This is a genomic window from Pandoraea faecigallinarum, from assembly GCF_001029105.3.
GTDB classification, from domain to species: Bacteria; Pseudomonadota; Gammaproteobacteria; order Burkholderiales; family Burkholderiaceae; genus Pandoraea; species Pandoraea faecigallinarum.
This window is the reverse complement of the sequence record NZ_CP011808.2, coordinates 1-22322: the sequence shown is the minus strand read 5'-3', so window position 1 is coordinate 22322 and position 22322 is coordinate 1. Positions and strand designations below refer to the sequence as shown.

Sequence of the window (22322 nt, the reverse complement as noted above, 5' to 3'; positions counted from 1 at the left end):
AAGAGATTTTGGAGACCGTGCCGCCGACTCGGCGATCGAGTCGTCTTGCGAATCGAAGAGTGGCAGGTCAACGACAACTGGCGTCGGCCACACGGCTCCTTGGGCGCAAAGATGCCTATTGACCGCATCGCGGAGCTCATTGAAATCACACCTGTCGCACAGCGGGTGGAAAGTGCGTACGACGAGCGGAAAGAGCGAATTCGGCATCGCGAACGGCGAGTCGAAGGGCCATCAACGTCCGGCGACGGCCTCGGCCCGCCCCGCGCCGGATCCGCGACGTGTCGGCACTTGACTGCCCGGACCGTAGGGGACTACAGCGCGCGCCGTCGCACACCTGCGTGCCTCGTGACCTGCCACCGTCTAGGGCCAATGGGCGTCTAGCAAAGTCCCTTGAAACCAGCTCCTGGAAAGCGGCAGGAGCCTCCGCGGTTGCCCGATGTTTCGCCGCAAACTCTGACGGCGCAAGGTAGTTCAGTGCACTGTGCGGTCTTGGCTCGTTGTAGTTGTCAACGCCGGTTTAAATCTGACCCACCTTCCGGCATAAGGGCGTGCGGACGAAAACTTGGACTACCTGGAGGTAGTTCATGTACTCGTACGAAGACCGCGTTCGAGCGGTTCAGCTCTACATCAAGTACGGTAGGAGCGCAGCGGCGACCATCCGCGAGCTGGGATATCCTTCGCGCAAGAACTTGGCGCGATGGTACCGTGCGTTCATTGAGGCGGGCGATCTGCCGGCGGCCTATCGCCGCTCCAAGCCAAGGTACTCGGCCGAACAGAAAGAGATCGCGGTCGAGCATTATTTGAGTCATGGCCGTAGCCTTGCTGGGACCACCCGAGCACTGGGATATCCGTGTGACACCGTGCTGGCCGCGTGGGTCGACGAGCTGCGCCCCGATGTTCGGAAACGCCTTGTCAGCAATGCTCCGAAGGCGCCGTTGTCCCCGGTGTTGAAGCAGGAAGCGGTCATTGAGCTATGCACCAGAAACGGTGGTGCGCGCGAGATCGCCGAGAAGATAGGTGTAAGTAGGCCAACGCTATACAACTGGAAAAACAAATTACTCGGCCGCGAGGCCCCGGCATCCATGAAACGCGATAAGAATTCAACACCGGTCCTTGAACAGGCCGAGCTCGAGCGGCAGGTCGAATCGCTTCGACGGGACATACGGCAGTTGCAACTCGAACACGACATCCTGAAGAAGGCCAAGGTAGGTTCAATGGGTCGCTGCAACAGCCTCGCGTAGTTTATCGGCCGGAGACATGAAGCCCAATGTTTTTCTGGGCCTTTCATTGAGCCGCGCTGCAATTTTGTTCAGCTCCGCCTGCGAGTATTGATCAAGTTGCGTACCGTGGGGCAAGTACTGACGCAGGAGTCGGTTCGTGTTTTCGTTGGTGCCGCGTTGCCAAGGACTTCGCGGGTCGCAGAAGTAGACTTTCACATCCGTGGCGATCGTGAAGTCTTTGTGGTTCGCCAGTTCCATTCCTCGGTCCCAGGTGAGCGACTTGCGTAGATGCTGCGGCAACCGCTTAACCTCGCGCTTCAGGCCCGCCACGACGCTCAACGTGTCCTTCCCCTTTACCTTGACGATGATGGCGAACCTCGATCGCCGCTCGACCAAAGTGGCGACATGAGTATTGTTGGCGCCACTGACGAGATCTCCTTCCCAATGCCCCGGTACCGCACGGTCGGCTGCTTCAGGTGGTCGCTCGTGAATCGAAACCGCGTCAGCAATCTTATTGCGAGCTCCCTTCGTGCTGGAAAAGCGTGAGTGACGCATCTTCCGTTGGGTCCGCAGGTGATACTGCAGCTCCTTCTTGAGAACGCCGCGCGCTTGCACGAACAGGCTGCGATAGATCGTCTCGTGAGACACGCGCATCGCCTCGTCATCGGCATATCGGTTCTTAAGCCAACCGCTCACTTGCTCCGGAGACCATTCGCGGTAGAGCTTGCGCTCGACCGCATAGCGCAAGCGCCGGTTCTGCTCCAGGAGGCAGCGTTTGGGTCGCAGAGCAGCCTGCAAGGCTCGCTCTTGCGCTTCCAGAGCTCGATAGTGGCCTGTTCCGCCGTTACGCGCAATCTCACGGGAAATTGTTGAAGGCGCGCGGTTCAACTGGCGGGCAATCGCTCGAACTGAAAGCCCAGCCGAGACGCCCCGCGAGATCTCTTCACGTTCGCTCAAGCTCAATGCCCGCAACGACCGCTTACGAACACTAGGGGTGTACCCTCCGCATAGTCGGATCACGCCGTAGATGGAGCCGGCAGGCTTGCCTAACGCCTTGCCGATGCCAAGAAACGATTCACCTGCTCGCCACCGTCGCCAAACCTCTGACTTGCCTTCCGGCGGCAAACCTGGCCGTCCCATTTGTGCCATTCCTCAACCCTCCCTCATTCGATATTAATAGGAAGGTGTTGCCTCGACCCATTGAACCTACCAATGAACTGTTAAAAAAAGGCCTGGGCGTCCATCCGCGGCTCCTGAGCAATCGGGAGAAGACGACGCTGGTTGACGCCCTGAGACAAACCTACGCGCTGCCGGAGCTGCTCGCCGTATTGGGCCTTGCCCGCAGTTCTTATTTTTACCATCGCGCGCGGCTGCTCGTCGCTGACAAGTATGCTGGCGTGCGACGTGTCATCACAGACATCTTCCAACTCAATTACCGTTGCTACGGCTATCGCCGGATACGCGCGGCACTGGGTCAGCAGCAGGTCGTCATATCGGAGAAGGTCGTACGGCGTTTGATGAGGCAAGAAGGCTTGGCCGCTGGCACTGTCCGCCGGCGTCGCTACGGCTCCTATCAAGGAGAAATAGGCCCCGCGCCAGAGAACCTCATCAATCGCGACTTCCGAGCGGCGGCGCCGAATAAAAAGTGGCTTACCGACATTACAGAATTCCAGATTCCAGCCGGCAAGGTGTATCTATCGCCTGTGATCGACTGCTTCGATGGGCTCGTTGTCAGTTGGTCGATCGGCACGCGTCCGGACGCTGAGCTTGTGAATACCATGCTGGATGCGGCGGTCGAGACGGTGGCGGATATTAACGCCCAGCCTGTCCTTCACTCCGATCGAGGCGCCCACTATCGCTGGCCCGGGTGGCTGTCGCGGATGCACGAGGCCAGACTGGTTCGCTCGATGTCGCGAAAAGGTTGCTCGCCCGACAATGCTGCGTGCGAGGGTTTCTTCGGCCGGCTGAAAACGGAGCTGTTCTATTCTCGGGACTGGCGGGCCACAAGCATCGACGAGTTCGTCGAAGTAGTCGACTCGTACATCCGCTGGTATAACGCAAAGCGGATCAAGGTCTCTCTTGGCTCACTCAGTCCGCTCGAATACCGAGAGAGCCTCGGCCCTGCGGCGTAACCCAGTCCAAGTTTTTAGCCGCACCCCCTAACGATAGGCGCTGGCGCTCATGCCGATGACCCGTAGGGCTCGGCGTTCGCTCAAGCCACTATCGGTCATATGGCGCACCACCTCTCGGCGGGATAGTGCGCTCACCACTTCTTTCGCAACGCCTCGCGCGTCACCTCATTTTCCAGCACCGATTCCGCCAGCAGTTTCTTCAACCGGGCGTTTTCAGCCTCCAGATCCTTCAGCCGCTTCACGTTGGAGACATTCATGCCACCGAACTTACTGCGCCATAGGTAGTAACTGGCCTCCGAGAAGCCGTGCTGGCGGCATAGTTCTTTCACCGGTATCCCCGTCTCAGCTTCCCGCAGGAAGCCGATGATTCGCTCGTCGGTGAGTCTCTTCTTCATGTCCAATCTCCTAACTACGTGATCGGACTCTAAATCGCCGCGCTACTCAAATCGGGGGAGACGTCGGACCTATGGAACCGTGGTAACGCTCATGGGCAACGGAACAGCTACGCAAGGTGCTATGCGTTGTCATCAGGCTAAATCGCTGGATTGAGGCGTGCGTAAAGCCAAGTTCAAGGAAACCGATCCCGACTTTGTGATGGATGAAGTGTTGGGCCGACTTGAGGCGATCATATTCGGATAACGAAGGTTTTGATGTTGACGAGGAACGCAATAGTCGCTACTACCCTTTCCTTGCAAAACGGGTGGAGTCCATAGATACGCTAACTCTCCGCGAACGTGACAGTGCCTGGGGGAGTAAATTTGCAACTCGTGCGTACCCTCGCCTTCTAAGCGCGCCAGGCGATCGCGGCTCTCGTTCACCTACGCGTCGTTATTGCGGCAAAGCCATCAGGGACCGGGCCCGCCCGCGGCAGGTCACGGGGTCTGCGGGAACGCCGCTTATTGGGCCCCGGTGCCTGGCGGGGCCACGCCAGGCGCCGCTTGATCGGCAGCCTCGCGCCACGCACGTCGCGAACTGCGCATGCGGCGCAGTGCCACGGTCGCCATCTTGAACCACCCGAACGGCCGTGGATCGGCGAGCATGCTCACCGCCCGTGCATAATCGAGCACGAGACCGGGTGTCCAGGCCATCGTCTGTGCCCGCTTGCGCAACTGCGCGGCAACCCACAATTCGGGCGTCATCCACAGGCGCAGGAACGTCCACCAGCCAGCATCGTCGCCGCCAGTCAGGCGTCCGATCCGTCCCTCGAGCGCGGCTTCGAGCGCCAGCGCCACGCTGCTGGAGCAGTTGCGGTGCGTCAGGTTGTAGGTGGTATCGGTGCGGTACTCCTGCCAGAACGTGGCCAGTTGTTCGGGGCTGTAGTTGCGGATGCGCACCTTGACCGTCGAAGGACACCACGCCTGCGATTCATGGGCATAGCTCGGTTGGAAAATGCCGGCCACGTCGTTGTCATGGGTGGCGCGCAGCAGCGTCGCAAAGGCGTCAGGGGAGCGATCGATTTCCACGGCGGGGTAAAGGCTGATGTAGATGCCTTCGGGGCTCTCCAGCGCCGCGTGGCCGGTCGAGATCACGCCATTGCGATCGACCGCGGCGATGTAGCGATCGATCACCGGGTGCCGGCGCGCAGGCGCCCGTGACGACCCCGACGGCGTCCAGACGTGGACCGTCAGGGCGGGTTCGTCCGCAGTCGGCGGCCCATCCCACTGCGGCGCCGGCGTACGTTTGCGCCGATGCCACAGCTCACGCTTCTCCTGGGGGCTGGCGAGAATCTCCTCCATGCGCATCTGCGAGGTCATCGATCGCGCCCGCATCGCTAGCAGTAGGAGATTCCAGCCGGTGAAGACCAGCCCCAGACCGAGCGCGTATGGCAGGGTGCCGCGATAGTGCGTCGGGTAGGGTTGGTAAAAGATGATAGCGATTAGGATCTGGAAGAGCCCGCCCGCGAAGGCGAGCGGCCAGCGCGGGTAGCGCACGACGTACGCCGCCACGCTTTGCAGCAGGCCATCGGCCAGGAAGAGCGTGCCAAACAGCATCGACAGCCAGAAGTTGCCCACGTGCTGGTCGAAGAACAGCACCAGCACCGCTGTCAGCGTGAAGGTGCCACCCTTAACGGCGCGCACGAGGCGCTGCCCCCCCACGCCAATGGTGACGATGGAGAGTGTAGCGAGCCCTTCGACCAGCATCATCCACGCAAACACCTCCAGCGGGAAGTGCACCACGCCATCGAGCGCATCGAAGATCAGCGCGGAGCCGGCAGCAAAGAACAGCACGCCGATCCAGCGCAGAGCGCGCGAACGACGGCGCAGATAGTCGACACCGAGTAGAAGTAGGACCAGGCGAAACAAGGCATGTCTCCGTTGTAGCGATGCGCCAGGGCGCGCCAGGGCCGCACGTCGCGACGCATGAAATCGAAAACGTCGGCGTTGTCATGCATGACCTTACTTGAGAAGAAAGTTCAGAGGCGACGACTATTCTGACGCCGGGGGTGGGTCTGAGTGCGCCTCAGTCGTGACGGACGTCGTGTTGTCATTGTCGTCCGCATCGCTAAGAGCGCCCTCGGGCGAACACCTGAGATGCGTAGCACTGACCGGTTGAATTGGGCTGCTGCCGGAATTAAGACACTTTCCAGCCTCACGCCAAGGCACGTTCAAAGGCCTCGGGACTGATGCCGCCCAGATGGGTATGACGGCGGGTTCGATTGTAAAAGACTTCGATGTAATCGAAGATGTCGGCGCGCGCCAGATCACGGGTTTTGTAGACGCGTTTTCGCACGCGTTCCTTCTTCAGACTGCTGAAGAAGGACTCGGCAACCGCGTTGACGCTCCTATGTCAACAGCATCGTGTTGAATCCGCTAAATCCGCCAAGATGAGAGGGTACAACTTCCTGGCGATGTAGCGCTTCAGGCAGCGATGGATTTCTTTAGTCGACATGCCCTCCTTCGAACGCCGCTCAACATATTAGCGTGTTCGTGGATCACTGCGCATCCGTACCATTGCAATAGTCCGTAGCGGGTTGTTTGCAGAACGGTCGCCGCGTCTGTTCAATCGGTGCCGAACCGTCTTTCCTGACGATGCCTGCAAAGGACTTACACCGCAGAGTGCCGCAAGAGCAGCTTCGCTTCTCAGTCTCTCCGGATTGTCACCCGCGACGGCCACTAGGACTGCAGCGGTTTGAGGCCCGACGCCGAATCTCTCCCGCAGTCGCTTGGCGTGCTGACTCGTTAGGCTTTCGAGCATCTCATCAAGAGAATGGAGTTTATCAGCCAGTGCCAGCCAGCGTTTGGCAAGCAGCCGTAATGTGGCCGTTAGCGTTTGCAGCAAGGGCGTGTTTCCTAGTGAGCGCAAGCGTGCGCAGGCCGCGACACAATCAGCCGGCTTGCTTTTCCAGAGGCGCTCACGGATATCCTGGGGAGCGCTAATAAGCAATGCCCTCAACTGATTGATCGCTTGCGTCTTCGCCTTAACGGCACTGCGTCGCGCAACAGAGACCGCACGCATCGCTTCGGCGGCACCGGACTGCGTCTTTGGGATAGCTCGAGCGCTTCCCGAAAGGACTGATCGCGCGGCGCTCTCTGCATCGGTCGGATCCGACTTACCTCGTAATCGCCGAGCTGCTCGATCAGGACGATTGACCTCGAGGACTTCAATCTCGTGGTCTCGCAGAGCACGTGCCAGGCCAGCGCCGTAGGTGCCCGTGCCTTCGACGCCAGCGCGTAGCACACGCCCCAATGAATTTGCCCAGATCAACAGTTTTAGATAACCAGCGCTATCGGCAGGCACAGACAACGTACCGAGCCATTTTCCCGCCTCATTGATCACGGCCCCAACATGCACGTCCAGATGTGTGTCGACACCGAGAATGACTTCAGCTTCCGTCGTTCGATTGTCCATGCGAGCATCCTTTGTAGTGGGCGCATCGCCAACCCCATTCGCAGGACAGGACACTCACGGTGCAGAACAAGGCTCCTATCAGGTCACAGACGCTGGGCCCAGCAACGCTTGGGGAACGTCGGCACCTGATCGACAGGTCAACTCCAGGGCAATTTTGCCAATCCCAGCACGGGTCAGATCGGAGCGACGTTCAAAGTCGATCTTAGACTGAGTGACTTCCTCCTATGCTCAAATCATAGGCCAGAAGTGCTTACGATCCCGGCAGCAGTCCACAGCGTGGATCAGGCGATCGCCGAAATCGGCCGCATCGACAACACCATTTACACGTTGAATTTCATCGAGGATAAGTCCCGTCGCCGCGCCACGCTGCTGCAACTCAACTTCGGCGAAGGCCGCCACAGGCTGGCGCGCGATGTCTTCCATGGCAAGCGCGGCGAGCTATGTCAGCGCTGCCGCAAAGGGCGGGAAGACCAGCTGAGCGCGCTCGGCCTGGTCGTGAACATGATCGTGCTATGGAACGCGCTTTACATGGACGCGGTGCTGGCGCAATTGCGCAGCGAGGGCTACCCGGTGCTGCCCGAGAACGAGGCACGGCTGTCGCCGTTCGGCCATGAGCCCATCAACCGGCTCGGGCGCTATTCGTTCTGCGTACCCGGGTCCGTTACGCGCGGAGCGTTGCGCCCTTTGACAAGAGGAAGCGATCTATGAAGTGCCTCGGGCGAGCTCGCCGAGCTTAACTGACTCATTGTTCCGTTGCTCCCCGGACCCCGCCTCCGCGCCGTCGCCCACCTCAGGTGTTCGCCTGAGGACGGCCTTCCTGGGGGAAGTCCACAATGGCTGCAGAACATCCGCTGTGGGCCGGCCGCCAAACGTGAACAGCCGATTTTACGCGGCGCCTCGGGAGCATACGGGGTGGCGGCCGTCCACATTGACGCCGCCCCATTGGCTTTGTGGGGGGAGCCGGGTGCCGCGGCCGTTCTGTTTCGCGGCAACTTATGCCATCCACCTCGAACTTGCAGGAGAACACACATGGAGTTCAACACCGCCGGACCTGTGACCACCGTTGGAACAGGGCACCCGGCACCCGTCAGGTCACGCAAAGAGGAGGTTCTAAAATTCAAGGGCTCCTCCTCGCCGATCACTGTCGGCGACGTTGAGGATGCCCGCGCGGCTACGTCCTTCGAAGACGTCAATCGCTCGAAAGGCTGTTTCGCCAACCTGTTCTCCTCGATGCCCCACCAGACGGCGTTGACTCGGGAGCTACTGTATTGCTTCTTTCACCCGGGCAACGACGACCTGCCCGACGTACTCAAGCTCTTTGAGCGCGTCAGGAGGGAAATGATTCCTGAAGATCAGAGCAAGTTCGAGTACCAGGAAATTGCTCATGACACTGTGACGATCGCCCTCAGCGGCGTAGACGCCGCCCCGCTCACCATGCAAGTGGAGCCAAGGGACGCCGCCAGGGCCGCCACCGAGAACTTCCGAAATGCGCCTGACCCGGCACCCGACGAAGTCGAGGCGCTGCTCCAGGCCGGCAACTTCACGGAAGCCTCCGTTTTCGAGCGCATGAGTCTGGCGCAAAAGAACCTGCTAGCCAAGTTCGCGGCTCCGGCGACGCGCGCGGCGCTAGCCGAAGCGCTCGGAGTGGTCGACCACCCCATGGACCCGGAGCGCAGGGAGCTCGAGGAAAGCAAGCAGCCCGAGCAGAGCCACCGACTGAGGCCGGACCTGGCGCGGCTCGCGCCGAACTGCGTGTTAAGCATGCAGGACAACGGCTTCCTCCGGGCGCTCGGCATGTTTGTGGGCCAGCCCCACATGGAGGTCGAGGCCATCGTCTCGCAGGACCAACTGTGTATCGTCAATGCACGTGCCTTGGACATTGGGATGGGGATAACGGAGCGGCCTTGGCGAGCGGCCCAGTGAAGGGAGTGATGCACAGGCGCATGAAAACGCCTTTGTGGCTCCTTTTCTTTGGGGCTTCGGTGTTCGGCGTAGTTCCCGCCACGCGGTGCGGTGAGCGCGACGTTGGCAACTTCTGGGCCGACCGTCGAGACGGTACCCTGGACTCGCTTACGTGCCGCGCGCCTTTACAGCAGCTCGGCCGCTCCTAGTACGCTCAACAATCAGGCTGCGTTCGAACTCGGCCATGCTCTCGAATACCGTCGACACCACGCGGCCGGCGTTGTCGTGTCGGCCCATGGCTCAGCGAGCCTGCGCAGGCCCGCGCCGGCTTCGCTGGCTGCGATGGGATACGCAATGCGCGGAACATCCAGCAGCCCGCGATTCGCCCGGCCGGCAAACCTTCCGGGCCGGCTTGGACCCGCGCACGAAACACGGCCCGACGGGATTCAGGGGCCAGGGCTGCCAAGGCCACAACAACCGGTTTCGTTTGCATAGTTCGCTATTAATCGAAGTATCGAATAGAAGCAAATTGAGCCTGCCCGGCAGCCCACGATGGTGGGGTCGCTGCAATCGCTGTCTGCTAGCGTACGAAAAAATCCGTTTATTGGGAGCGGAGCTTCCCTCGGTTTTTCGCCTTCCATCGGTCCCGAGTGATGCAGCGGCATTTTGGCCAGTGGGATCAAACGCTTGCCGGCGACGCGACGCGCACCGCGGCACTCCTTGATCGGCTACTGCCCCACGCTCATGTAATCCCCATCTCCGGGGACTCCTACCGACTCAGGGAGGAGCGGCAAGCCGGTGTTATCAACCGCATTCCACCGTCGTCCATCGAGGCCGATGACGTCGAACGAAAACGAAATCTCAAGGAGGCAGCACCCAGCCATTCGATGCATAACCACCGGCATCGGTGTATCAATTTACGAGTGCGTGTGCGTCTGAAGCTGTATCAGGCTGAGATTGCGTTTGGCACTCCCGCTACCTTCCGCTGCGGCCGGGATTTTGCCGCGTGGCTCGGCCTGGTTCCGCGGCAAACCGGAAGTGGCGCTCGCATACGACAGCGTGGCCTGAGCAAACGAGGTAACACCTACCTTCGAGCGCTGCCGGTGCACGGTGCGCGATCGGTGATACTCCGTGGCCCGTCGAACACCGTGGCTCGACGACTTGCTGGCGCGGCGCCCCTTCAATGTCGTTGTTGCCGCAGTAGCCAACAAATTGGCCGGGACCGTCTTGGCCGTCCTATTCCGCCAAACCCGGTACGAGGCGCCTGTCGACGCGAAAAAACTGCGCCGCGGCTGCACATTTCCGGTGGTAGGTTCCCTCACCAAGGAGCGCAAGCAAAGCGTTGCCTGATGGCTAGCAGGTCGGACCGGGTCGAGGCGCGTCTGAGAAGAGTCGTGAACTTAGAGTTCGCGTATTAGCTGAGACCCGCGTCAGCGAAATCCATATGGGCCACCCGGGATCAGTAGCTGAAGATATGACCGACCGTGATTGCGCAGTGCATGCCGGTTTCGACGTAGGCGTCGTTGGTGAGCAGGCGCTCGAACTCCGGGGCGAGGAGGCCGAGTAGACCGAGGAACGTGAGGATGACGTAGACGATGGGTGCAAACATGAGGGTTCTTTTTCATCAAGTCAGTGGTTCGGGTTGATCGGGCGGCTTGCGCTGGGTTGCGCTAGTCGTTGAGTGAAGTATCGACCTCGCCGGATCAGACCGCCTCGGGCGAACACCCGATTTTCACGGCCGGCTGGTGCCCGGGCGAGCGCCGGGATCAACGCCCGGCAAGCAGCGACAAACAGCGGCAAGCCGGCCAGTGCCCATCGATATTGCGATGGCGCACAAGCCGAGATCGGCCCTCCGATGGTTGAGCGGGCGCGGGGCGCGCCATGGCGCTCGGCCGACGTCACTATCGATTTGCCGACACCCGCGGCGAACGCACGGCGCGATGTATCGCATGAGCGGCACTCGCGGCGCTCCTCATCCCGCCCTTACCGGGATTTGGGTTTATCGTGGAAAACCGTGGACGTTTTCGATGCAATTGCAAATCTGACGCCAGTAGAGACGGTGTTCGGAGGAAAAATTGCTAGATCGAAAAACGCTGGAAGCCCTCGGTTGCTGGACGGGATACCGAGTTGAGCGAGTGGAGTGGCCTTCGCAGGACAGTCGAACGCTGTCGTTGTATCTGAAGCCATCAAGTCGAGTGATATTGTTGTGCGAGCAATGCGGCAAGCGTTGCTCGCAGATCGACGAGACAACGATGCGCCGGGTTCGGGATCTTCCCCTGTTTGAATATCGAGTGGTGCTGCATGTGCCGCTTCCGTCGTCGGCTGGGGTGCGAACACTGTGGTGGCCCGAGGTTGGAGAAGTTGGACTGGCTCGGGCGCTACCAGCGGGTTACGGCACGCTTCGCCAAGGCGTGTGAAATTCTGCTTAAGTCAACCAATGTGCAAGCCGTAGCAGCGTTCTACGACTTGCATTGGCACACCGTTAAAGCCATCGACAAGGCGGGTCTGCAAGCCAGTATTGCCGAACCGAATTGGGCACGGGTTCGCTATTTGGCGATGGACGAATTCGCTCTGCACAAAGGCCATCGTTATGCCACGATCGTGGTCGAGCCGCTTAGTCGGCAGGTGCTATGGAATGGAAATGGCCGTTCGCGCGAAACTGCCCGTGCCTTCTTTGAGCAGCTTCCAGTGGGCGTTGCCGAGCGTATCGAGGCGGTTGCGATTGACATGACAACGGCCTACGAACTCGAAATCAAAGCGAATTGCCCGCAAGCCGAGATCGTCTATGACTTGTTCCATGTCGGTGCCAAGTACGGGCGCGAGGTAATCGACCGGGCCCGAGTCGATCAGGCCAACCGACTCCGAGATGACCGGCCAGCACGCAAAGTCCTCAAATCCAAGCCGCTGAAGAGACGATCGACGTGTGGGTGATGCAAGTCGGCAAAACCTGGCGTGCTCGTGCCATTTTCCGAGGCCGCGAAGTCAAGGGCAGTGGTTCGTCGCAGACCGCTGCCATCTCGAGTACTCGTACGAACTACATGGCCAACGAATAGAGAAACGATGGGGCGCAGCTCTCCGCCGCACGCACCGCTCACACCGACCGCGTTGCGCCAGGTCATTGAGCAGGGCCTATCGGGGCGCTGCCCGGGCAATTGCGCAGCAGCAGGCCGGCGCGGCCGGGACAGTGGCGACGCTCAACCGAGCCACACCGCACTGGCTGCGTCACACCTTCGGTACGCACGCGCTCGAACACGGCGCGGCGCTCGAGGTCGCGCAAAAGCTGATGGCGCACGCCAGCATTGCCACCACCCCGAAGTACCTGCATCCGGAGAAACGCCGGCGCGCGGCCGACATGGATAAGGTGTTTGGGAGTTAATCGGGTAGGTGTTTCACCATCTGTCTTCGCATTCGTGCGCCGGACTGCCGGACCGTGCCAAGGCGCCCAAGTCCGTCCTGGTTGACGTGCCCGACGGGCCGAAAGGCGTGAAGCTCTCGGCCGCGACGAGCGAACTTACCCAGCCGTTGCTAATTCATCAGGAAACGCTGGCCGAAGGCACGGCCCTGCACATGGGCTTCGCCACACGCGCAGCCGGCACGAACTGGATCACCAAGCTTGAATCACAAGGGGCGCTCGCCAGCGCACCGCAAAAGGGCACGAGGACCAAGTATTTGTTGCCCATGATGCCGATCGCGCTTCGCCTCGACCGCAGTACCCTCGCGGCGCTGGCCTATATCGCCCAGACCCACTTCGCCGAGCAATTCCCCGAGGCGGTGCGAAGCGCGGCGTTTCGTCCGTTCATCGACTTCACCTGGGCGGCCGCGCAGCTCGAGCGTGCCAGAGAACGCGCGCGCGGTGCCGTCGTGAAAGCCGGCGGCGATCCGTTGGACACGCAGCAGGTCGACGCGACCCCCGAGGTTCTGGCGGCGCAGACTGCACTTGACGCCAGTCTGACGGCCTTCGGCGGCGATTGGCCGATCGGCTGGTGGTGGCCCGCTGGCAATGCGGATGGATCGTGCGCTGACGATCCCCACGGCGCACCCAACGCGTACGACTTCGGCCACCGCGTGACGGTCGGCATCGAGGCGGGAGCCAGTGCGGCCGAACGGGCCGATGGGGCCGAAGAGGGCGGGGGTGTCGCGTATGCGTGAGTGTCACTGTTCTCCACCTTCCACGCCGCGATGGTCTTTGCGCGCGGCATTCAGGTAAGCGCATCGCGAGAGGTGAGCGTCGATATCGATCCGCTCGCGGCCGGTCACCCTGCCGATCGGAGAACGGTGGTGCGCGAGAGTGCGGCATCGCGCCGCGAGGTGCCTACCGCGCAGACCGACGCCGAGGAGATCAGGCAAGCCCGCACGGTGACCGAGAACGAGATTTTTTTGTTGCTGGAACGCATCCAGGAGCATGCACTGACGCGTACCGCACAGGTCGAGCACGCCAGGCTCACCGATGCGGCTGCGGCTGATCCCGCGAAGTTGGCCGGTGCGGTGAGCGAACTGGTCGATCGACAGATTCAGCGCGTATGGAACATGTTGACCTTTGGCATTGACGGACTAAAGGCGCAACAACAGCAGCAAGGCCTGCGTGGCACGACCGGGCTATTCGACCAATTGGTTGCTCGCGACAAGTCCTCGCCCTCCGGATTGTCTCAGGGGGCCGAGGCATCGTTACAAATCGCTCGGCACGCGCTCGAGGGCCAACTGATCGCGGACTTTACCAGCGGCCAACTTGACGAGGCACGGCTGCAAGCGTTGCTCGGTCGCGGAGTGGGGGGAGCGTGGTGCCTGGGGCTGTCCTCGCCCCCGTTATCGCAGAGTTAGAACGCTCGGCAACGCCGCGCGGGGCATAGCAGGCATCGGGGGGCGAAATGCAAGAGGTAGCGAAAGACAATCTAACGCCAGGGCGACATGCCACGCGCACGGGTGATGTGACAGACGTCGCTTATGTCGAGTCGCGCGGCACGCCGTCACCGGATACAACACCAGAGAACCGTGCCGTGCGGGGCAGGGCGCGCACACGCGCCGAGTGGGCGCGGCGCGAACACCTGGGCATCGATCACTTCGCGTTCTTCAGCGGCTACCTGGAGCGCCTGCCGCTCGACAAGCTGGCTGACCAGTACCTCGAGACGGGGCTCGATCTGCGCATGGCGCGCTCGACGCTCGTGTGGATCCAGGAGCGACTGATCGCCGGCGCGCGCCGCGCGCAAAACTACAGCGCTGCACGACTACTCGCCATTGCGCCCGCGCAGCAGGCTTCGACTGAGGAAGCGGCTGCGAACGGCGCCCCGCCAACGGCAGAGTTTCGTCGACCGTCAGTCGTGGCCCTCACGCGACCGAGCCTCGAAGAGTTTGCCGAAGCGCATGATCCGGACGGCTTCTACAGCCAGCGTGAGCTGCTGGCGCTGTTCGCCGAGCATTACCCCGAGGCCAGACCCGATCGGCGCGCCAAGCGTAACGAGCGGCTGCGCCGCCGCCAGGTCGCGGCGCTGCGGGCGCTGCAGGCGCTGCTCGCGGTCGAGCCAGCCCAGCACCACCACTGCGCAGGCTGGTTTCATCCGGCGCTCGCACGCCGCCTTGAACACGCCGGCGTCGTGCAACTGGCAGATCTGTTCGACATCATCACCCAACGTGGTCCGCGCTGGTACACCAAGGTCCGCAGCCTGGGTGAAATCGGGGCCAAACGCTTGCAGCAATGGCTCGCCGATCATGCCGACTCGCTGGGACGCACGCTGCCCGCGATCGCACTCACGCCGCGCCGCCAACTGAGCGGCGAGGCCAAGCGCGCCATCAGGGGACTCAGTGTTCACGTCGACGGCGTGGCGCCGCTCGAGTGGCTGATATGGCCGGACTTCGAGGGAACTCCCGCATCGGCGCGCGATCGTCGAATCTTTCGACGCCAATGCCGGTCGCCAGAGCGCGGCCGTGTTAGGGGACGCGATGGCGGGCGGCCTGTCAGACAGCGTGGCGGACAGTGGTACCGGGCGCGAGATCGCGCGGCTCGGGGGGATGTCGCTGCCTTCGCGCCCAACCGACAGATCCGCGCCGGCAACGATCTCGCTGCGGTCAAGGTGTGGCTCGCTGCGGTGGCGGCCGGACGGGCTCCCGGGACCGTGCAGTCTTACCGGCAGCACGCCGAGCGCTTTTTGAACTGGCTCGCCTCCGTGTGCCGGCGGCCTCTTGCCGCGCTCACCGTCGAGGATGTCACGGCCTACCGGGCGTTCCTCGCCGCGCCACCCGCGCACTGGATCGCACCGCGCGGTACCGCCCGCTTCACGGCCGCCTGGCGACCGTTCTCGAAACCGCTCGACGAAGCGAGCGTGCGCCTGTCGATGACCGTGCTTCAGGGCATGTGTGGCTGGCTGGTGAAGTCTCAGTACCTGCGCTTCAACCCCTTCGAACTCGTGGCCAAGCCGCGCGCGGTGGACGCAGCGGCGTTCGGCACAATGCACGTCGAGCACGCGCTGACCGACGCCGTGTGGGATGCGCTCGAAGCCTATTGGCGGCCGCGGGCCATTCACGACGCGTCGGCCGAGCGCACGCTGTTTGTCTTGCAGCTGGGTCGCACGACGGGATTGCGTCTTGCCGAGCTCGCGCGTGCGACCGTGGGCGATTTGCGCTGTACGATGCTGGCGAACACGGGGCCGTTATGGAGTTTGAGCGTCGTGGGCAAGGGCAGCAAGCGGCGCGATGTCGAGCTGGCCGGGTCGCTCGTGCGCCGCATCGAGACGCACTTGGCCGGGCGTAGCCTCGGCACGGACTTGCGCCAGATGGTGACGAATCCGGACTTGGCTTGCGTGGCGCTGATTGGCCGACTTCCGGAAGAGGTTCGCCAGGACGGGCCGAGCAAGCCGGGCAGGGGGGCGCCTGACGCAAACGGGGAAATTTCGCAGCACGCGCCTCTGACGCCAGCTGCACTGCGCCGGGTGATCCAGCGCGGCTACCGCACCGCGGCGCAGGCGTTGGCGACGGCCTCACCGGAAGCCGCCGCGTCGCTCGCCGTGGCCACGCCACACTGGCTGCGTCACACGTTCGGCACCCATGCGCTCGAGCACGGCGCCGCGCTCGAAGTGGTGCAGAAGTTGATGGGGCACGCGAGCATTGCGACCACCTCGAAATACCTGCGCCCGGAGAAGCGCCGGCGTGCGGCTGACATGGACAAGGTGTTCGGTAGCTAGTTGACGCGGCGCAAGGTTGCGCCTAAGTGCAGCGTAGCTATCTTTCCAGCCAATTCTCTACGTTGAGGCCACGAATGCGGCTGAATTCGCGCGTGTTGTCCGTCACTAGTGTGAGGCCGAGCGCATAGGCTTGTGCGGCGAGCAACAGATCGTTCATGCCGATCGGTTGGCCAGCCGCTTCCAGTTCGGTGCGGATAGCACCGTATTCCGCGTCAGCCGGAATATCCAGCGGTAGCACCGGGAGCGTTTCAAGGATGCCCTCCACTTTGGTGAGCAGCTTGGAAGAGCCCTTCTTTGCGCAGCCGTAGCGCAACTCGGCTGCGACGATGATGCTGGTGAAAATCTTCTTCGGTCCGACCTGCTCAATGCGGCGTGCAACGGCCCCATCCGGGCTGCGGATCACGTCGCTGATGATGTTCTTATCCAGCAGATACCCGCTCAAAATATGTCCTCCGGCTGGGCGGGAATGTCCTCAATGGCCGGGAACTGATCTTCTGGCCCAAGCGGCGCTTCTTTCCTCCACTCGGCCAGCAGTTCGACGATGTTTGTTGGCCGAGTCACTGGCTCGATGATGAGTTTGCTGCCTTCGCGGTGGATTAGCACACGATCTCCTGGCAACTCGAATTCCACAGGAATCCGCACCGCCTGACTGCGGTTGTTGCGAAACAGCTTGGCCTCCTTGGGTCGGGAAGGCGTCCGTAGGGTAGGCATGGCATGGCCCTCCTATGTATATGTCTGATTGTATATGCCGTACTGCCCCGCGTCAATCGACTCATTAGGAGCGACGCTGTGATTTGCGACTCTCAATGAGGTGCCGGCAATCCTCATTGGCATGCGCTCGTACCGACAGAACCTCGCCACAATTCGAGCCGAGCAGCGCATCTAAGCCTCCTTATGGACGCAGCATCGTCCGGCGGGCGGTTTCGGTCACGTCGAACGGCCGCTTGTGATTGCCATTTTCCGCTGCCTATATATAGCACTGTATAAGTGCACAGTATCCATCATGCTCGTCGACGTGAAACGGCTTCGCCGCGCAGGCGAAAAGCTCTCCAAGGCGGACTACGAGGCGAGTTCGTCAGTGTGCGGCCACCTGTGCAGCTGGTCCTACGCCGGTGGCTATCGGTCGGGCAAACAACTGCGTGTCAAGGCCATGACCCTGGCCGCGTGCGGCCAGACATCCGGCGTGCCCTTGTTGCCTACACTGCACAATGTTCAGTCCGTTCGACTCAACGATGAAGGGTGATTTACGCTGGCGTCGAGGAGATCGAGATCCGTCGGCGCCACGTTGAAGTATCCCCCCAGGCGTGGTCTTGCAAGCCGGTCTCATCAAACCCCGCCAAATGACGGGGTCGCTTGTATCAGCCCGGCGGCGGCACAGCGCTGCGTAACGTCAGAAAAAGGACATAGCCGAGCAACGCGAGTCGCAGCCCCTCGAAGAGTCCGTCGGCCAGAAAGGCGAAAAAGCGCAAGACGGTCCAGACCTCGCGCGCGACGTGATACAGCAAGTTCCACATGGTCACATCCCGTGACGGGCAGGCGGCCATGGGCTCAATACGGCGCATGCAGACGCTGCTCATCCTGGGTGTATAGCGTGATTGACGCGTGCGCCGCGACGTCGAAGCGCGATTTTCCGAGCACGGCAGGGAACACGGGCGTTTATGATGGAAAGGAGCGCCCGCCGTTTCTCTCTCGTAACAGGCTCAATGTCGAGCGCATTACGAGGACCGAGAAACCATGCTTGGCAAACGCGCCAAGACCCTCAAACCTGCCCAAATCCGCGGTCTGCTCCGCGTCACAGAGGCGACCAGTCGCCACCCTGAGCGTGCCCCATTCATTCTGCGGCTCAGTGACGCCGGCGGCATGCGGATCTCCGAGATTGCCCGCAACGAAGTGGCCGACCAGCTTCAGCCCTCGGGACTGATTCGAGAAGAGGTGAGTCTGCGGGCCGCAATCACGAAAGGCTGTCGCCAGCGCTGCGTGTACCGCAGCCATCCGAAGACGCTTGCCGCGCTTGATCGCTACATCGAATGGCGGTGGGAGAAAGGCAAGGGCACTGCGATGGATCGCCAGAAGTGGCGCGGCTTGATGTCTCAGACGTCGCTGATCCTGACTCATAAAGGGAGCCGTTACGAATTGAGCGTCAAGCGCCGGACGAATGATGCCGGGGAGCAGGTCGAGTACTTGGCGGCGGACAGCTTGCAGAGCTATGTTACCGCCCTGTACCGCGCCGCAGGGCTTGGGAAGGGTTACAGCAGCCACTCGGGACGCCGTACGTTTGCCAGTCGTCGATTGGCGCAGGGCCATGCGATTGAGACGGTGAAAATTCTTCTCGGTCACACCACTTGGACCATGTGTTCCCGTCCCTTGGAGATGACGTCACGGGAGGCGAGAGAGGCCGTCGCAGCTTTGGGAGAAGGTTGGGGCTGACAAGCCTAAATGGTCAAGATCAAGCCTACTCATCGTGCGGCGGGACCTTGCATTTTGATATTCCTTACATTAGAGTAAGGAATATCGGAGGTGTCACAATGACAGCAGCAACAATCACATCGAAGGGCCAGGTCACGATCCCGGTGGACGTGCGGAACCAGTTGGGCCTAGAGTCCGGCGACCGGATCGAATTTAGCTTCAACGAGGCAACGGGTCGGTACGAGGTCTATCCCGCCACGCGCTCGCTCACGTCGCTTAAAGGCGTCGTCAAGAAGCCCACCAAACCGGTGTCGGTCGAAGACATGAATCTTGCCATCGCCCAGCAGGGAGCATCGGCACGATGATCGGACTGGATACGAACGTTCTGGTCCGGTACTTCGCGCAGGACGACGTCACGCAGTCCAGGAAGGCGACGGCATTGATGGAGTCTCTCACGGCGGAACAACCGGGATATGTTTCTCAGGTTGCGTTGGTCGAGGTCGTGTGGGTGCTCGGGCGCTGCTACGGTGTCGATCGGGAGCAGATGAAAGACATCATCGATTCGATGATCGCCACGAAGGAGTTGGTTGTCGAAAGTGCAGACACTGTGCGCAAAGCGCTACGCGTTTTCGTGGCGTCTGCGAAGGCGGATTTCGCAGATTGCTTGATTGAACGTTCCGGTCACGCTGCCGAGTGCGAATACACCGTCACTTTTGACGGGACTGCGGCGAGAGTAGCCGGGATGCGTCTGCTTAAGTGAGCGAGGAAAGAAGAAAACGATGAGTGACCCGGTAGCTGAGATGCAGTTGCTTGGGTTCTGTCGCGATAACGAAGTTGCGCGGAAGCGAAGCCAGGGGCGCGTTGGTTTTTACGCGGCCAGTGCATAGAATTGCTCAGCAGGGGACGCACGGCGTCCCTTTGGGGCAAGCATCTGCCCCTTGCGAATCATGTGCATGGCCTCGATGCCGCCCAGGACGATGCGGGCACAACGGAAATTCTGGAAACCCAGCATCGGTCTGACGCGCCGTTTGATCGCGCGGTGGTCCTGCTCGACAAGGTTGGTCAGGTACTTGTTCTGGCGGATTTCGATGGGCGTCTCGCGCTGGGCGCCCAGCGCCTGCAGCGCGGCGCGGTTCGCCCCGCTTTTGTCAACGGTGACGGTCGTCGGCGTGCCCCGCCCGGCGGTGGCTTTTTCGAAGAACCGGCGCGCGGCGGCGGTATCGCGGCGTGCGCATAGCAGAAAATCAATGGTGTGGCCCGCCTTGTCCACCGCCCGGTAGAGGTATTTCCACTGGCCTCTGCCCTGAATATAGGTCTCGTCTATGCGCCAGCTCTCACCGACTGGGCGCAGGCGGCGACGTATCGCTTTCTCGAAAACCGGCAGCCACTTGATCACCCAGCGATGGACCGTCGAGTGGTCCACCGCCACGCCTCGCTCGGCCATCATTTCCTCCAGATCTCGCGAGCTCAGCGAATCGGCTATGTACCAGCGCACGCACTGCAACATAACCTCCAACGGGTAGTGTAACCGCTTCAGGACCTTGGCGATGCCTGCGGGCAAGGGCTTTCTCGGCGGTTTGGCTGCGCGCTTCATCGACTGGGTTCCCGGCGCTCGAAACCTTGGAGTCTACCTGACTACCCCTATTGCGACGGAACCGCCTGCATTTCGTTATCGAAATAGTCGAGCGCATGGAGCGTATAGGCGGCTGACGTTGCTTCAGCGACGTCACTTCGCACGCGCAGCAGGATGGCGGCGCACCAGCCATCCGGTAGCCGATAAGCGGAAGCGACAGCAGCTGAATTGGTTGGAGCATGACGTTCCTTACATCGCAGATCATTCGCGACGGATCCGCAGCCTCCAGTATGGCGACGATGATTATGCTGCGTGCCACCTTTAGGTGCTGGACCACAGTGGGACGGCCATGAGGACGCCTTGTCCGAGCGGATTCGCCATGACAAGGTAGGCCGGTCACCCCGCCCCGCCGGGGAGGCGGCCTGCGGCACGTGAGCGTCTCGGCCGGGCATGACTTCAGGTGTTGGCCGGAAGCCTGCGACCGGCGGTGCCCCCTATGCTGTCAGACTTGTCGGCGGCCGCGTGCCGCCTATTTGCGGCTTTCGCTGAGGCCTGCCCTAGGAGCTTTCCAATGTGGAACAACAATGTCACCGGTCCCGGCTCCCCGCCGGTTGGCCAGCTCATGCCCATCGACGCCCCCGTCGCCGACCCGGGCGCGATGCCGGTCATCCCTTCTAGCCTGAATTTCCAAGACGGCGAGGCGCTGACTGCGGTGCGTCAGGCGCTCCTGCAGGCGCCTGCGCTGCGGAGCTGGTGCGACGAGGCCTTTGACGGCACGAATGTCGACCAAGTCCGCGCCGACGTTGTCGAACTCATGCTCCACAAGCACGCCGATGACGGGCACCCGCCGGGCGAGGCGTTGGAGCTGCGCGAGACCGTGCTGGCGAGGCTGGCGCGCCGTCTCTCGCCCACCGGCGCGGAGGCGCTGCGGCGGAGCCTCGACCCCAGCGCCCCTGCCAACACGTTCGCCCAGCACCTTGCGGAACAGGACCGGTGGCATCTGGATGGCGAGGTGTGGCGCCAAGACGGGGAGACCTGCCGGGCCAGAGGCGAGTACGCGCAGGCTGCCACCTGCTTCAAGAGCGCGGCGAACCGCTTCGCGCATGTGCCGGGTAAGGCTACGTGGGTGGCCGACCTCCATCGCTACGCCGGCGACGCGCACGCGCAGGGCCGTGACTGTATGGCCGCCGTCGAGCAATTCCTGACGGCCAGCAGGCTTGATCTCGAGCAGACGCTCGTCCTCACCGCGCACGCGCAGCCTCAACCCAGCGACGCGGCGGCGTCTCTGGACGCCATGACGCGGGCCGCCCACGATTTTGCGGCAGTGAGCGCCCTCTACGGAGATTTGGGGCTGCCCACGGTTGCCGTCGTCGTGGGCGCAGTCGCCGCCTCAGCCTTCGCGGATTTGGAGATGTATGCACAGACCGCGACCGTCCTCGAGGCAATCGCTGACATCTGGGTCGACATCGCACAAGGGCATCATCAGGCCGGTGCACGCGCGCTGGCCGAGGCCGCCCTCATGGAAGCCTGGCGTGCCCGCCAGAACGCCGCGTTCGCCCATTGGGCGGCGAAAGATTACGTGGGCGCAGGGCATGCCTTAATGAAGGTGCTCGACTACGAGCAGGCCGCCGAGAACTTCAAGATAGCAGGAGATCACGGCGCGGCTGGCCAGTGCTACCTGGCGCTCGGACAGCGCTGCGCGGCCGCCGCCGAAGCGCATCGGGGCGCAGGGCAGGCCGAGCAGGCCAACACGGAGGTCCAGCAAGCGTTGGGGTTCTACGCGCTGGCCTGCCGCGAATTTGCCCAGAACGCCGAAGACTCCGTCAACGCGGGTTGGTACGCCGAGGAGGCCGCCACCGCTCAGGCGCACTTCGACGCCTTGCTGGTCGCGTTGCGAGAGCCATCATCCCCGGCGACCCAGTGACCTACGCCGCCGCCACGCGGCGCTGGCGCTTCACGCGCCCCGGCCACCGGGCTGCCAGATCTGCGGCGGCGCCCATCGCTGTGGTGGCCGCCGCCGCGCGGGCAAGGGGCTCGACGCGCCGCCCGCCGCGCGTCGCGTAGACTG

The 22322-nt window shown here is 62.1% G+C and carries 18 protein-coding genes and 11 pseudogenes; 17 read left to right on the top strand and 12 right to left on the bottom strand.

Features of this window, described 5'->3' with window-relative positions:
* Positions 1–45: 45 nt before the first annotated feature.
* Positions 46–225, top strand: a pseudogene (locus AB870_RS26550) (IS481 family transposase); the annotation flags it as partial.
* A 359-nt stretch (positions 226–584) separates the two neighbouring features.
* Positions 585–1202: pseudogene (locus AB870_RS23145) on the top strand (transposase); the annotation flags it as partial.
* Positions 1203–1211: 9 nt separating this feature from the next.
* Here AB870_RS23145 and AB870_RS23140 read toward each other — a convergent pair.
* The gene (locus tag AB870_RS23140) at positions 1212–2369 is read right to left on the bottom strand and encodes an IS30 family transposase (protein WP_047909286.1); all 1158 of its coding nucleotides are present in this window, start codon (positions 2367–2369) and stop codon (positions 1212–1214) included.
* Between the two features lie 50 nt (positions 2370–2419).
* On the opposite strand from AB870_RS23140, the pseudogene AB870_RS23135 reads away from it, so the two are divergent.
* A pseudogene (locus AB870_RS23135) lies at positions 2420–3352 on the top strand (IS3 family transposase); the annotation flags it as partial.
* Between the two features lie 30 nt (positions 3353–3382).
* Here AB870_RS23135 and AB870_RS23130 read toward each other — a convergent pair.
* From AB870_RS23130 to AB870_RS25835, 4 genes and pseudogenes are all read right to left on the bottom strand, one after another.
* A pseudogene (locus AB870_RS23130) lies at positions 3383–3747 on the bottom strand (transposase); the annotation flags it as partial.
* 501 nt (positions 3748–4248) lie between these two features.
* A complete protein-coding gene (locus AB870_RS23125; protein ID WP_047909283.1) occupies positions 4249–5655 on the bottom strand; it encodes an HdeD family acid-resistance protein in 1407 nt (468 codons plus the stop codon).
* A gap of 286 nt (positions 5656–5941) precedes the next feature.
* A pseudogene (locus AB870_RS25840) lies at positions 5942–6127 on the bottom strand (IS3 family transposase); the annotation flags it as partial.
* Between the two features lie 12 nt (positions 6128–6139).
* Positions 6140–7201, bottom strand: a pseudogene (locus tag AB870_RS25835) (IS110 family RNA-guided transposase).
* A gap of 273 nt (positions 7202–7474) precedes the next feature.
* Between AB870_RS25835 and AB870_RS23120 the strand changes: the two are divergent.
* Together AB870_RS23120 and AB870_RS23115 are read left to right on the top strand one after the other, a co-directional pair.
* Positions 7475–7909, top strand: a pseudogene (locus AB870_RS23120) (Tn3 family transposase); the annotation flags it as partial.
* A gap of 321 nt (positions 7910–8230) precedes the next feature.
* Positions 8231–9124: a hypothetical protein gene (locus AB870_RS23115; RefSeq protein WP_047909281.1), complete on the top strand. Its 894-nt coding sequence runs from the start codon at positions 8231–8233 to the stop codon at positions 9122–9124.
* A 147-nt stretch (positions 9125–9271) separates the two neighbouring features.
* Here AB870_RS23115 and AB870_RS27580 read toward each other — a convergent pair whose 3' ends face one another.
* Together AB870_RS27580 and AB870_RS27215 are read right to left on the bottom strand one after the other, a co-directional pair.
* A complete protein-coding gene (locus AB870_RS27580) occupies positions 9272–9349 on the bottom strand; it encodes a hypothetical protein (protein WP_418304023.1) in 78 nt (25 codons plus the stop codon).
* A 113-nt stretch (positions 9350–9462) separates the two neighbouring features.
* Positions 9463–9596, bottom strand: a pseudogene (locus AB870_RS27215) (ArsR/SmtB family transcription factor); the annotation flags it as partial.
* A gap of 172 nt (positions 9597–9768) precedes the next feature.
* On the opposite strand from AB870_RS27215, the pseudogene AB870_RS26990 reads away from it, so the two are divergent.
* Together AB870_RS26990 and AB870_RS25815 are read left to right on the top strand one after the other, a co-directional pair.
* Positions 9769–9924 (top strand): annotated as a pseudogene (locus AB870_RS26990) (ATP-binding protein); the annotation flags it as partial.
* 129 nt (positions 9925–10053) lie between these two features.
* Positions 10054–10453, top strand: a pseudogene (locus AB870_RS25815) (transposase); the annotation flags it as partial.
* Between the two features lie 109 nt (positions 10454–10562).
* Here AB870_RS25815 and AB870_RS26540 read toward each other — a convergent pair.
* The gene (locus AB870_RS26540) at positions 10563–10712 is read right to left on the bottom strand and encodes a hypothetical protein (protein WP_157112498.1); all 150 of its coding nucleotides are present in this window, start codon (positions 10710–10712) and stop codon (positions 10563–10565) included.
* 466 nt (positions 10713–11178) lie between these two features.
* Here AB870_RS26540 and AB870_RS23110 point away from each other — a divergent pair.
* From AB870_RS23110 to AB870_RS23090, 5 genes and pseudogenes are all read left to right on the top strand, one after another.
* Positions 11179–12001, top strand: a pseudogene (locus AB870_RS23110) (ISL3 family transposase); the annotation flags it as partial.
* A gap of 220 nt (positions 12002–12221) precedes the next feature.
* Positions 12222–12479: a tyrosine-type recombinase/integrase gene (locus AB870_RS26840; RefSeq protein ID WP_167362753.1), complete on the top strand. Its 258-nt coding sequence runs from the start codon at positions 12222–12224 to the stop codon at positions 12477–12479.
* Positions 12480–12487: 8 nt separating this feature from the next.
* Positions 12488–13252 (top strand): hypothetical protein, encoded by a 765-nt coding sequence (locus AB870_RS23100; protein WP_047909279.1) that lies wholly within the window; start codon positions 12488–12490, stop codon positions 13250–13252.
* On the top strand, positions 13253–13921 hold the full coding sequence (locus AB870_RS23095) for a hypothetical protein (protein WP_047909278.1): 669 nt from the start codon (positions 13253–13255) through the stop codon (positions 13919–13921). It abuts the gene before it with no gap.
* Between the two features lie 107 nt (positions 13922–14028).
* Positions 14029–16275: a phage integrase family protein gene (locus AB870_RS23090; protein WP_053059768.1), complete on the top strand. Its 2247-nt coding sequence runs from the start codon at positions 14029–14031 to the stop codon at positions 16273–16275.
* A 37-nt stretch (positions 16276–16312) separates the two neighbouring features.
* Here AB870_RS23090 and AB870_RS23085 read toward each other — a convergent pair whose 3' ends face one another.
* Both AB870_RS23085 and AB870_RS23080 read right to left on the bottom strand, forming a co-directional pair.
* On the bottom strand, positions 16313–16717 hold the full coding sequence (locus AB870_RS23085; RefSeq protein ID WP_047909277.1) for a type II toxin-antitoxin system VapC family toxin: 405 nt from the start codon (positions 16715–16717) through the stop codon (positions 16313–16315).
* Positions 16714–16986: an AbrB/MazE/SpoVT family DNA-binding domain-containing protein gene (locus tag AB870_RS23080; protein WP_047909276.1), complete on the bottom strand. Its 273-nt coding sequence runs from the start codon at positions 16984–16986 to the stop codon at positions 16714–16716. Before AB870_RS23080 ends, AB870_RS23085 begins: the two co-directional genes overlap by 4 nt.
* A gap of 292 nt (positions 16987–17278) precedes the next feature.
* Between AB870_RS23080 and AB870_RS23075 the strand changes: the two genes are divergently transcribed.
* Complete coding sequence (locus AB870_RS23075; protein ID WP_047909275.1) at positions 17279–17518, top strand: hypothetical protein; 240 nt, start codon at positions 17279–17281, stop codon at positions 17516–17518.
* A gap of 115 nt (positions 17519–17633) precedes the next feature.
* Here AB870_RS23075 and AB870_RS23070 read toward each other — a convergent pair whose 3' ends face one another.
* On the bottom strand, positions 17634–17789 hold the full coding sequence (locus AB870_RS23070; protein ID WP_157112497.1) for a hypothetical protein: 156 nt from the start codon (positions 17787–17789) through the stop codon (positions 17634–17636).
* 220 nt (positions 17790–18009) lie between these two features.
* Between AB870_RS23070 and AB870_RS23065 the strand changes: the two genes are divergently transcribed.
* From AB870_RS23065 to AB870_RS23055, 3 genes are all read left to right on the top strand, one after another.
* Entirely contained in the window at positions 18010–18702 is a 693-nt protein-coding gene (locus AB870_RS23065; protein ID WP_047909274.1) for a site-specific integrase, read from the top strand.
* Positions 18703–18800: 98 nt separating this feature from the next.
* Positions 18801–19046, top strand: a complete 246-nt coding sequence (locus AB870_RS23060; RefSeq protein ID WP_047909273.1) for an AbrB/MazE/SpoVT family DNA-binding domain-containing protein — start codon at positions 18801–18803, stop codon at positions 19044–19046.
* Positions 19043–19441 carry a PIN domain-containing protein gene (locus AB870_RS23055; RefSeq protein ID WP_047909272.1) on the top strand — a complete coding sequence of 133 codons (399 nt, stop codon included), beginning with the start codon at positions 19043–19045 and terminating at the stop codon, positions 19439–19441. Before AB870_RS23060 ends, AB870_RS23055 begins: the two co-directional genes overlap by 4 nt.
* Positions 19442–19549: 108 nt before the next feature.
* On the opposite strand, the gene AB870_RS23050 is transcribed toward AB870_RS23055, so the two are convergent.
* Positions 19550–20275 carry an IS6 family transposase gene (locus AB870_RS23050; RefSeq protein ID WP_047909271.1) on the bottom strand — a complete coding sequence of 242 codons (726 nt, stop codon included), beginning with the start codon at positions 20273–20275 and terminating at the stop codon, positions 19550–19552.
* A gap of 550 nt (positions 20276–20825) precedes the next feature.
* On the opposite strand from AB870_RS23050, the gene AB870_RS23045 reads away from it, so the two are divergent.
* Positions 20826–22178 carry a hypothetical protein gene (locus AB870_RS23045; RefSeq protein WP_047909270.1) on the top strand — a complete coding sequence of 451 codons (1353 nt, stop codon included), beginning with the start codon at positions 20826–20828 and terminating at the stop codon, positions 22176–22178.
* The last annotated feature ends 144 nt before the right edge of the window (positions 22179–22322 follow it).

What these genes read in the sequence shown, in the direction of transcription:
- AB870_RS23140 (WP_047909286.1), bottom strand. Translation starts at nt 2,369, where the DNA reads ATGGCACAAATGGGACGGCCAGGTTTGCCGCCGGAAGGCAAGTCAGAG.
- AB870_RS23115 (WP_047909281.1), top strand. Translation starts at nt 8,231, where the DNA reads ATGGAGTTCAACACCGCCGGACCTGTGACCACCGTTGGAACAGGGCAC.
- AB870_RS27580 (WP_418304023.1), bottom strand. Translation starts at nt 9,349, where the DNA reads ATGGCCGAGTTCGAACGCAGCCTGATTGTTGAGCGTACTAGGAGCGGC.
- AB870_RS26540 (WP_157112498.1), bottom strand. Translation starts at nt 10,712, where the DNA reads ATGTTTGCACCCATCGTCTACGTCATCCTCACGTTCCTCGGTCTACTC.
- AB870_RS23080 (WP_047909276.1), bottom strand. Translation starts at nt 16,986, where the DNA reads ATGCCTACCCTACGGACGCCTTCCCGACCCAAGGAGGCCAAGCTGTTT.
- AB870_RS23075 (WP_047909275.1), top strand. Translation starts at nt 17,279, where the DNA reads ATGCTCGTCGACGTGAAACGGCTTCGCCGCGCAGGCGAAAAGCTCTCC.
- AB870_RS23070 (WP_157112497.1), bottom strand. Translation starts at nt 17,789, where the DNA reads ATGTGGAACTTGCTGTATCACGTCGCGCGCGAGGTCTGGACCGTCTTG.
- AB870_RS23065 (WP_047909274.1), top strand. Translation starts at nt 18,010, where the DNA reads ATGCTTGGCAAACGCGCCAAGACCCTCAAACCTGCCCAAATCCGCGGT.
- AB870_RS23060 (WP_047909273.1), top strand. Translation starts at nt 18,801, where the DNA reads ATGACAGCAGCAACAATCACATCGAAGGGCCAGGTCACGATCCCGGTG.
- AB870_RS23055 (WP_047909272.1), top strand. Translation starts at nt 19,043, where the DNA reads ATGATCGGACTGGATACGAACGTTCTGGTCCGGTACTTCGCGCAGGAC.
- AB870_RS23050 (WP_047909271.1), bottom strand. Translation starts at nt 20,275, where the DNA reads ATGAAGCGCGCAGCCAAACCGCCGAGAAAGCCCTTGCCCGCAGGCATC.
- AB870_RS23045 (WP_047909270.1), top strand. Translation starts at nt 20,826, where the DNA reads ATGTGGAACAACAATGTCACCGGTCCCGGCTCCCCGCCGGTTGGCCAG.